Here is a 10,729-nt window from a genome sequence, read left to right as displayed (position 1 = left end):
GTCGATTCGACCAGGTTCACGTCGGCTTCGACGATGTCGACAATGCGATCGACGACGAGACCGAAACTCTGTCCGTCTTCGGAGTAGACGACGACTTGATTGGTTTGTTCGACTGCGTTGACATCGCCGGTCGCGTCGGATTCCATGCTCATCGTCATCGAACGTGAACTGGAAATTCCCAGGATCGACGCCATGTCGATCAGAGGTAGGATTTCGCCTCGGTACTGGATCACGTTTTGCCCATTGGCTTCTTCGATCAGGTGATCGGGCACCTGTTCGAGACGTGCGACCTGCGACATGTGCATGGCAATTTGGCGTTTCGGTCCGATGCCGAGCACGAGCAACGATTGCAACTTGGCGGAGTTCGCGTTGGTGTTGTCATCGGACTTTCTTGGGTTGCGTGCACCACCGCTCTGCAGCACGCGGCCACGCTGTGCGATGCCGGGCACGTCGAGGATCAACGCGACGCTGCCGTCACCGAGGATGGTCGCGCCGGAGTAAACCGGAATCTCTTTGATCTGTTCGCTGAGTGGTTTGACGACGATCTCTTCGGTGTCGTTGATGGCCTCGACGATCAGTCCGAATTGTTGGTCTTCGGCTCGCAGGACGACAATGTTGATCGCTTCGGAGTCGTTTTCGTCGGACGCTTCCTTGGCGGGTTTGCCGAGGATGCTGCGAAGGTCGGCCAGCGGCAGCAGTTCGCCGCGAAGCCGATAAACCGGAGCGTCTTGAATCCATTCGATCTTGCTAGTCGCCTGCTCGCCTTCGAGTCGGACGAGTTCCATCAGATTGACCTGTGGAATGGCAAAACGGTTCTCGGCACATTTCACCAAGAGGGCCGGGATGATGGCGAGCGTCAACGGGATTTTGATCCGCACCGTGGTGCCGAGGCCCGAGTGACTCTCAAGATCGAGGGTGCCACCGATCTTTTCGATGTTGGTTTTGACAACGTCCATGCCGACGCCGCGTCCGGAAACGTTGGATACCTTTTCCGCGGTCGAGAACCCGGGAGCGAAGATCAGGTTGCAGATCTCTTGCTCGTCCATCGAATGAGCTTGTTGCTCGGTGATGATGGACTTTTCGATCGCCTTGGCGCGAATCCGGTCGACGTTGAGCCCCGCACCGTCGTCGCAAATTTCGATGTTGACCTGGCCGCCCTCGTGAAAGGCGCGAAGTATCAAGCAGCCTTCTCGGTCTTTGCCGTACGTCTCGCGTACGTCGGGGGCTTCGATGCCGTGGTCGACGGTATTGCGAACCAAGTGAGTGAGCGGATCCTTGATCGCTTCGATGATCGTTTTGTCGAGTTCGGTTTCTTTGCCCTGCATTTCGATCCGCACTTCTTTTTCGCAGATCTGTGCGAGGTCGCGAACCAACCGTGGGAATTTGCTCCACACGTTTCCGATCGGTTGCATCCGCGTCTTCATGACGCCTTCTTGCAGTTCGCTGGTGATCAGGTTCAGGCGTTGGGAGGTAGTGCTGTATTCGTTGTCATCGAATCGCTCTGCGAATTGCAGCATTTGGTTGCGGGCGAGCACCAATTCACCGACTTGATTCATCAACGTGTCGAGCAAGCCGACGTCGACGCGAATGGAAGTCTCGGCCGGTGACGAATCGCTGCCGATCGATGCGGGAGGTTTCGCGTTGGCGGAGGGTTGTGGTGTTGGGGCGGGCTTCTGGTCCGGTGCAGGTGTTGGTACCGGTTCAGGGTTGGCTTCAGCGACGGGAGCCGATTCGGGAGAGTCGTTGCCGGCCTCTTCTTTCACGAGTTGGTCGACCGCTTCGGTTGCTTGGTCGAGGTTGCTCTCGGAAGATTCGACGACCTGATCGTTGCTCGCGTCGTCGGCCGATTCCGCGTTGCCGGCCGGGGCTTCTGGCGACGCTTCACCGCCTGAGAGGATTCGATCGAGTGCGACGATCTTTTCCGACACGTCCATGTCGTTGGAAACTTCGATACAATCGAGTAGTTCTTTCAATCCATCGGTTGCTGACAGCAATGTGCTGACCACTTCGACGGTCGGAACGACTTCGCGGTTGCGTATCTTGTTAAGAACTTCCTCTTCGCGGTGGGCGAGCGACTCGAGAACAGGCAGACCGAGGAAGCCGGCGGCACCTTTGATCGAGTGGATGGCGCGAAAGACATGGTTGACGAGATTCAGGTCGACGTCGGCGCCCTGCAATTCCATCGTCAAGAAGTCTTTCTCGATATCGCCAAGGTGTTCTTGCGATTCGATCACGAAGTCTTTGATTAGCTCTGCATCTTCAATATTCACGGTGTTTTCTTTTTCCCCCGGTGAAGGTCTCGCCCGAGCCGGATGCGTGGATGGGTGCGTGTCGGATTGGGTGAATGCCAGCGTGTGGCGTTCGCTCGGACACTTGTTATGTAACCTGCGAAAGATATGCAGGTCGGGCAGAACTTTTGGCCGCGATCGAGGTGATCAAACCTCGGCTCAACGTTGAACGGTTCGATGTCGCTGCTGACGGAAAGTGATCAGGGGTGATCGATTCGAAACTGTCCAAACTGATCGGGTGGGCGTGTTTTTCACCCCGAGTCGCTACTGCAATAGAAGGTTGCAGATTGAGCGTGGCCGGCTTCGGTTTGAGCGTTTCTGTCGGGAGAAGACACGACGAAATGTCGCACCCGTTGAGATGGGAACGTGGTTACAAGGATTGATCGCACTGGGGCATGCTCATCTCTTGCGGCGGGTTCTATCCCACCGATTCTCGTCGCACGTCGGCGTCATGTAGCCGATCCTATTAGTAGACATCTGAAGACTGCTTTTCCCGACGCAAACCGTTCGGAGGGAAAGCACCAGGGAAGAAAACGCAAATTCCCGTCCGTTCGGCCCTGTTCCGGTTGGGGGATGGACCAAGCGACGAGTTTTCAGAGTTAGATGAAACGTGGCAGCTAAACCGTGCCGGATGCGAACGACGGCAGATTTCAGAGACGTCAGAGATATGAAAAAGTGGTTGACAGTCAGCGAAGGCGCGGAGCGACTCGGGGTCAGCGCCTCCACTTTCAAACGGTGGTGCAGTCGGCATGAGATTGATCTCGAGAGGACGCCCGGTGGCCATCGCCGAATTTCGCAGTCCAACCTTGAGCAATTGGTGCAGGAGATTGGTACTGAGCCGCAGCGCCGATCTCGCGGCGATCTGTCGGACTCGTTAGCGACGGCCAATATCTTGGCGTTGCTGAAGACCAGGAAAGCGACCGACCTGAGAGACCTCGTTCTCGAAGCCTGTCGTGACCAGACCGACATCACCACGGTTCTCGATCATTCACTCGCTCCCGCCATGTGGCAGGTCGGGACCTTGTGGCAACGTGGTGAGTTGCAGGTGTATGAAGAAAGAATGTGCACCGAGACCATGATGAACGCCCTGGATCTGTTGTCACCCTTTTTCCAGACCAATGAGCGGCACGCGATCACGGCAGTGGGCGGATGTTTGCACCAAGGTTCGGATACGCTTGCGTCGAAGTTTGTTTCGTTGAGTCTGAACAGCATCGGTGTTATGGCTTGCGATCTCGGTCCTCGGTTGCCTGCCGAGGAACTCGCCGCGGCAGCGACCGCGCTGGACACACGCATCGTGTGGAGCACGAATACGCACTGGGATGATCGCACCGACACCTTGTCGAACTACCAAAACCTGCACCGGAATCTGAACCCGGACACCTATCTCTTTATCGGAGGTGGTGGGCTGAGTTCGTCTGCCCGCAAGTCACTCGATTTTTGTGAGTTCTTCGAGACGCTCGGAGAGATGGCATCGTTCGTCAAGCGAGTCGTGCTCAACCAAACTACCGTTGAGAAAACACAGAGCGTCAGCTATCCGCAATACCGCCAAGACAAAGTGTGGCCCCCGGCGAGGGTCTAACTCCCGGTGGGACGTTTACAGGGCTGCTCTGGATCGCGAGGCGATATCGTCTTGGTTGAGGTGGCAAGAGTGTATTTAGGAATGCTGTGGCCGATGTCGCCTGACGTCGCGGGCTTGATTGCTCGCGAAGTCACCGACAGGAATCGGACACATTATCTTTCCAGACGCTTTCGTTTTGTCTGTCGTCGTTTCAGGTAATGGATCTTGTTGAAGATCCTGCTGCATGAGGATCTTTAACAAGATCCACTACGGTTTCTCGAAAGGCAAGCTGCGTCGGAATACTAGTTTTCCGAGGGAAGTTGACCTGGTTTGAGAATCGGGAGCCCGTCCCAAATCTTGTATTCGTTGGCGCCACGTTCGATCTTTTGAAACGGGCCAGGTTTGCGAGCACCTTCGGTCGACAGGGACTCTCCGAAGAAGTCGTGGGTGACGTTCTCGCGTACCGTCGCTCCAACGCTCGCTGGATCAAACGGCATTTCTATCCGCAGGTGTTGTGTTTCCGGTGTGTACGCAACGTTGATGCCGGTTTGCAGAACACTGTTTGCGTCGTTGCGTTGATCGTGCGTTGCCCAAAAAGCTTTCCATTGATCGAATGTGAGGCGGGCTTTCGGGGTCTTTTCTTTTTTGCGAGGGCGGATTGAAGCGATCCCGGTGGCTGTCTCGCCGAGATCCTTGTTGACGAGAGCGAAGAATTCGTCCGCTGTCCATGGGGACGGTTTGTCCGCGGACGCGTTGACGAGGAAGTCGCGTTCGTTGGATGTGGTGTCGTAGACGTTATGGTCGAGACGTTGTGGGCCGCCGCGATGGGAAGGGTAGTTGATGTCCATCATGCGTCGATGGGACACAAATAGGTTGTTGAACAATGAGTGTTGATACGTTCGTGTCCGCGCGGTGACCTGATAGATGTACGCCCCCTGGCCTTTCGAATCACTGGCGGGACTGTTGGCGACTAGGTTGTGCATGAACGTTGCGCCGGATGCGTCGTGCACATAGTATTGGTGAAGATGATTGCCAACGAGGATGTTGTGGTCGACGAAGGCGGAGTCCCAGGATTGGTCGCTCATCTCGAGAAAGATGCCTTTGACCCCGTTGTTGACGACGACGTTTCGAGTCACGCGGGCGCCGGGGAACCGATTGTCGAGCCAGATCCCGTCATTGAGCGGGTTGTCGGCGACATAGTTGTGCTCAATCAAACCGTCGCGAATCCCATGACATTTGATTCCGGCGTGTTCGTAACGCTTGTTGCCGATGAATCTGAGGGTGTTGTTTCGCATGATCACGTTGTCACGGATGGTGACCCGTATACTTTGTGCGCCAAACGCGCCGGCGGCTCCGTTGTCGACGAGGTAGTTTGATTCGATCAGGTTGTCGGCACCCATTTCGTCCGATGTCGGTTTGCGAGTCCCGGCGACCGGTTTTTCGTTGTTGCCGCCTCCGAAACCGAAATCAATTGCCGCTGTGTTGGCATAGCGGATCATGTTGTTGCGGACGATCCAGTGATGCCCACTACGCAGTCCCAACGCACCGGCCTGGGCCCATTTGGGCGTGTTCCAAAAGTTGGTCGGATAGTTGTTGCCGCAGTGTTCCATCACAAACCCTTCCACGGTGATGTAACCGAGGCCGAGCGTGTGGGGGGCGAAGATTCGTCGTCGGGTAGTGATCTCGACGGTTTGTTCGTTGGGCGAGAGGGCACCGAAGTGCACATAGATACGGTCTTGCTCTTCATCGTACGTCCACGTTCCGGGTTGCTTCTCAACTTCTTCGAGAAAAGGAGCTTGGGTGAGTGGTTTCCCGTTGAGGATGATTTGACCGCAGTTGTAGCTGAGCGTCGGATCGCCATATCCGAAGCGATCTTTTTCGGGTTTGCCTTGGCGGTTGTATGGCGTTGACGCGAGCGGGACGCGGAACGGATTGTGGCTGTCGATGTAGGCATCGTCATCGAACAAGGCGGCGTCCGGCGTCGCATAAAAAACTCCGGCGGAATGTTCCTGCCATTTCGGCGACCAAAGCTCGGAACCTTTTAAGAACACCTTTCCCAGTGATTCACCGCGGTAGGTGATCGGTTTGCCGGGGAGTCCACCGCGGGGTGGGGAGACGCGTTCACGGTAAACGCCCGCGCGGACGAGAATCGTGTCACCTGGCATTGCTGCCTCGGCCGCGCGAGAGATTGTGCGGAACGGTTGCTCGGAATTGCCTGGCGACTGGTCGTCACCTGCAACGGAGACGACGTAGGTTTCGGCGTGGAGCGAATCGAGGTTCGAACCCAACAGGCCGACTGCCAATAGAACGGCAGCCGGTGCAATGAGGTGGTTGCGCATGTTTAATCGTGGTCACGCGACGCATCAGGGCGATGCACCGCGTACGACCGCGTGTAGGTGGGAAGGGTGGACGGCGGGAAACGCTCGCTGAGCAAACGTTTGGGATGGTTGGCAGGAAGGAAGGAAGGAAGGAAGGAAGGAAAGGTGGGTGAGCGAAAGGGGAAGGGCGAAAGGGGGGAGGGCGATGAGCGGACGCTATCGAACATTCGGTGTCAGTCGGATTGCCTGGCCGCCTTGAGCGGTGAGTTCAATCGCGATCGTAGATGAAGCATCGACGGGCGTTTGCGTGACTCGCACTTTGGTTCGGGTGTCCATCGTCGGGTCGTCGATGTATCGGTGTGCGATATACTGCTCGTCTTTGGGCAGGAAGTCGAGGTTGAGATCGAGCGTCCGGTCGGTGCGGCTGTTCATCGCGCCGATGAACCAATCGTCGCCTTTGCGTCGGGCGATCAGAACGTAGTGGCCAACCTTGCCTTCGATCACACGCGTTTCATCCCACGATGTTGGCAATGCGTCAAAGAACGCGAGTTCGGGTTCGTCACCGATCACCGAGTAGGAGGCTTCCGGTTTGGCCGTTTTGCGTGGGAGGTCGTACCAATACAAATACTGCCACGGACTGTAGATGCAAACCGCTTTGGCGAGTTGGTACGCATGGGTTGCATTCTCGTCGACTCGCGACGCGTAGTAGCAGATTGTGTTGTCTGCGGGACCGCAAATCGATCGGCTAAAGAGAAGCGTCAGCGTGTCGACGTTCGTCGGCGATGTCTCGTCGCCACCGATGCCTTCGACCGTCATTAGGTTGGGGTAGGTTCTTTCGAAACCGGTCGGGCGATACTCATCGTGAACGTCCACCATCAGTTGATGGTCGGCTGCCTTCTGAATCGCGTCATGCAGCCATGCGGTCCATTGTTGCGACCCGACGTTTACGAAGCCGTATTTGATCCCGGCGATGCCCCAGGATTTGTAGAGTGGCAAGATTTCGTCGAGCTGTTTTTCCAACGCGCGGCGGTTCACGTACACAATGACTCCGACGCCGCGTTCTTTGGCGTAATCGATGACTTCCTTCAACGCGAGTGGGCCGGGCGAGCGTTTGGGATCGACCGTGATCGTCGTCGCATCGGACGCGTCGTCGTACTCATGGCCGTACCAACCGGCGTCGAAGTGAATGAATCCCATGTTGTGTTCGACGGCAAAGTCCACCGCGGCGATTCCACCTCGGGTGGTCAGCGACATTTCGCGTAAGACTGTGCCCGGTTTGATCCACGACGTGTCTTCAATGGCACATGGTTCGTTGAGGTTGAGCAGGAGGTGGTTGTTTTCAATCAAACCACCGACACGGTCGGCGACCATCACAAATCGCCAAGGCGTTGAGGCGGGCAGATCCAAATCCGCTGGACCGTGCAGAGCACTCACCACACCGATACCGGCAGAAGCACCTGTCGATTGAGGTGATGGATCGGGTGAGGAATTGCGAGCGGTCAGTTCCATTCGCTCGATCGGTGCAAACTTCATCCGGGCATAGTCAACCAAGCCGGCTTCGCCGATCGAGATGAATAGATCGTCGGCGGCTTGCATCGTCAGAGGACGCTCACAGCCCGATCGGACTTTGCTAAGTCGAGATTCCTTGTAGTGAGCCTGAGCTTTGTAGGCGACCCATGTCCTATGGTCCGCGGCGAAGCGGAATTCGCTTTGCTCTCGGTTGATTCTGATCCGTTGGCGACCGTCCTGCTCAGGAAATGCGTAGCGGAAAGCCAGCCCCTCGTCGAACGCGCGGAACGTGATCTTAACGTCGAAAGGCGAGTCGCTTTGCGTTTGAAGGTTGAGGGTTACTTCGTTGTAGTGGTCTCGGACTTCGCTTCGTTCGCCGCACACCGTTTTCCAGGTTTCGTCATGGGACCGGCGAGTGACATCGCGAACGGTTACGCCTGTCGACTTGGGGGCGTTGTCGATTTGTAGACCGAGTCGCGACGGAGTAATGACCGGTCGACCGTTCCAAGAGACGCGGTAGTGAACCAGGTTCGCGACGTCACCGTTCTCGCTCACGTCGATTTCAGCGTGGAGCCGCCCGTCTGGCGATTTCAGCTCGATCGCCATCGCGGGACGCAAAAGGGCCACGAATGCGACTGTGATGCTGAGCCGGATCCAGAACGAGTATCGAGGAGAGTTGATCATGGAGTTGGTTTGCGAGGGACGGGGGGCTGGTTCCGAGAACGGCGGCACGCCGCCGACGATTGAGGTTCAGGTAAAAAGGGGGCAAACACGGTTGGTTGAGGCGGGGGCACGGCTGAGGTGCCCGCGAGCGGAATGGCGGCGTGGATGACGCGGATCGGTGGCGTGGTGGCAGGTAGCGGTGGGGATCCTACCGTCATGTTTGTCGGTGGATGGGCTAGAGGACTTACTGCCGCTCGATGCCGTTCTGTCCGCACAAATTTGCAAAAAGTTGCCGGCCGCTCGGTGTGACGCGGTGGTTGCTGGGAGGTGAATCGGCGGCGAGATGGCAGCGAGATGGCAGCGGGAACGCAGCGGGAACGCAGCGACTGCGAACTGGGATTACCAATACGGAAGGAAACGTCCGGTTCGTTTCGTGTATTCCTCGTACTCGGGAAACCGTTCACGCAGGAGGGCTTCTTCGATCCGAGACTTTTGGACGACGACGGCCACGAGCACCAGCCAAAAGAGGATTTTCCACACCGAAACGGACGCCACGACAAACCCCAAACAAAACACGACCACGGCGGTGTACATCGGATGCCGGATGATTCGGTAGGGGCCCTTGGTTACCAGCCTGGCATCGGAACGCAGAGCCGGCGAGACGGTGATCTTCGTCAATCCAAACGACAGCCACGCCCAAACGCCCAGGCCGGCACCGATCAAGATCAACGCGATCGCGGGCGTTGATTCGGTGACCCCGGTGGCGGTCAGGACCAACGTTGCCGCCGCGAGGAACTGCAGCAAAACGAGGACTCGGTGAAACATTCGGGATCGCATTTCGATGAGCGAGTGACAACGGTCCGATGGCCGGCCTCCGGTGCGGTGTCCCGATTAGGGGAAAGGCTCGGTCGGCAAAGCGGCTTGAGGGCGAATCAGCCGCCCATCGCTCGTGGGGCGGGGTTCGCAGGCGACGATTGTGTCGCAATCGGATAATCTACTCGATCCGTTGATGGCGTTTGCTGCCAACTCTTTATTTGTCTCTCCAGCCTCAATCAGGGAACTATCGTCATGTCGGTCAAGCGAGTCGGAATTCTCACCGCCGGGGGGCTGGCCCCCTGCCTTTCGTCCGCCATTGGTGCCTTAATCCAGTCGTACACCGAGAAGGCCCCCGAGGTCGAAATCATCTGTTACCGATCTGGGTACAAAGGTCTCTTGCTCGGCGACAGCTTCATGGTGACGCCGACCATTCGAGAGAACGCAAAGGTACTGCACGAGCACGGCGGCAGCCCGATCGGCAACAGCCGCGTGAAGCTGACCAATGTCGCCGACTGCGTCAAACGTGGACTCGTTCAAGAGGGCCAGGATCCGTTGCAGGTCGCCGCGGAACGGTTGCAATCAGACAAGGTCGACGTGCTGCACACGATCGGTGGGGACGACACGAACACCACGGCTGCTGATTTGGCGGCTTACCTGGCGACCAATGACTACGCGTTGACTGTTGTCGGATTGCCCAAGACGATCGACAACGACGTGATTCCGATCAAACAAAGTCTCGGTGCGTGGACGGCAGCGGAGAACGGTGCGAAGTTTTTCGAGAACGTTGTTTCCGAACACAACGCCAACCCTCGTATGCTGATCGTTCATGAAGTCATGGGACGCAATTGCGGATGGCTGACCGCGGCAACGGCGGTCGCGTACCGCGAACGACTCGACAAGATGAATTTTGTCCCCGAGATCGGTCTGTCGCGGGAACGTCGTGAAGTGCATGGCGTTTATATCCCAGAGATGCACTTTGATCTCGAGCACGAAGCCAAACGGCTCAAGGCGGTGATGGACGAACACGACTGTGTCAATATTTTCATCTCTGAAGGTGCCGGCGTGGAAGCGATCGTTGCCGAGATGGAATCACGTGGCGAAGAAGTTCCACGGGATGCGTTCGGCCACTATAAACTCGACGCTGTGAACCCAGGTAAATGGTTCGGCAAACAGTTTGCTGCGATGCTCGATGCCGAGAAAACCTTGATCCAAAAGAGTGGATACTACTCGCGAGCGGCCGCGGCCAATGAGAAGGACATTGCGTTGATCGCGCGTTGTGCCGAAAAGGGCGTTGAGTGTGCTCTCGCGGGAATCGGCGGCGTTATCGGAGAAGACGAAGAACGCGGCGATGAACTGCGTGCGATTGAATTCGATCGCATCAAAGGCGGCAAGCCGTTCGACATCGACGTGCCTTGGTTCGGCCAGTTGTTGTCAGATATCAATCAGCCGAAGAATGAAGCGGTCGAAACCGCTCACGCGTAGCACACCGTTGCTGTTTGAGTTTTCACCAGACGATGTTCCGCATCGTCGACGTCCTGTTTAGTAGGCCGGACCAAGTGTAGCGCCGTTCTGGCATT

Annotated in this window: 6 protein-coding genes; 2 read left to right on the top strand and 4 right to left on the bottom strand. The window is 56.9% G+C overall.

All coding sequences use genetic code 11. The features are described from left to right. On the bottom strand, positions 1-2,270 hold a 2,270-nt coding region (locus RSSM_RS04510; protein WP_008675007.1), incomplete at its 3' end, for a chemotaxis protein CheW. 685 nt (positions 2,271-2,955) lie between these two features. Here RSSM_RS04510 and RSSM_RS04505 point away from each other — a divergent pair. Continuing rightward, positions 2,956-3,867 carry a B12-binding domain-containing protein gene (locus RSSM_RS04505; RefSeq protein WP_008675004.1) on the top strand — a complete coding sequence of 304 codons (912 nt, stop codon included), beginning with the start codon at positions 2,956-2,958 and terminating at the stop codon, positions 3,865-3,867. A gap of 281 nt (positions 3,868-4,148) precedes the next feature. Here RSSM_RS04505 and RSSM_RS04500 read toward each other — a convergent pair whose 3' ends face one another. The 3 genes from RSSM_RS04500 to RSSM_RS04490 all read right to left on the bottom strand — a co-directional run bounded on the left by RSSM_RS04500 (position 4,149) and on the right by RSSM_RS04490 (position 9,161). Further along, entirely contained in the window at positions 4,149-6,185 is a 2,037-nt protein-coding gene (locus RSSM_RS04500; RefSeq protein ID WP_008675002.1) for a right-handed parallel beta-helix repeat-containing protein, read from the bottom strand. A gap of 195 nt (positions 6,186-6,380) precedes the next feature. Beyond that, positions 6,381-8,357, bottom strand: coding sequence for a glycoside hydrolase family 97 protein (locus RSSM_RS04495; protein ID WP_008675001.1), 1,977 nt, complete (start codon positions 8,355-8,357; stop codon positions 6,381-6,383). 378 nt (positions 8,358-8,735) lie between these two features. Next, a complete protein-coding gene (locus tag RSSM_RS04490; RefSeq protein WP_008675000.1) occupies positions 8,736-9,161 on the bottom strand; it encodes a methyltransferase family protein in 426 nt (141 codons plus the stop codon). Positions 9,162-9,404: 243 nt separating this feature from the next. Between RSSM_RS04490 and RSSM_RS04485 the strand changes: the two genes are divergently transcribed. Then, positions 9,405-10,634 (top strand): pyrophosphate--fructose-6-phosphate 1-phosphotransferase, encoded by a 1,230-nt coding sequence (locus RSSM_RS04485; protein ID WP_008674999.1) that lies wholly within the window; start codon positions 9,405-9,407, stop codon positions 10,632-10,634. The last annotated feature ends 95 nt before the right edge of the window (positions 10,635-10,729 follow it).

The sequence above is a fragment of the Aporhodopirellula sallentina SM41 genome (assembly GCF_000346505.1).
GTDB lineage: Bacteria > Planctomycetota > Planctomycetia > Pirellulales > Pirellulaceae > Rhodopirellula > Rhodopirellula sallentina.
The sequence above is the reverse complement of the archived record's forward strand: the minus strand, read 5'-3'. Positions and strand labels throughout refer to the sequence as shown.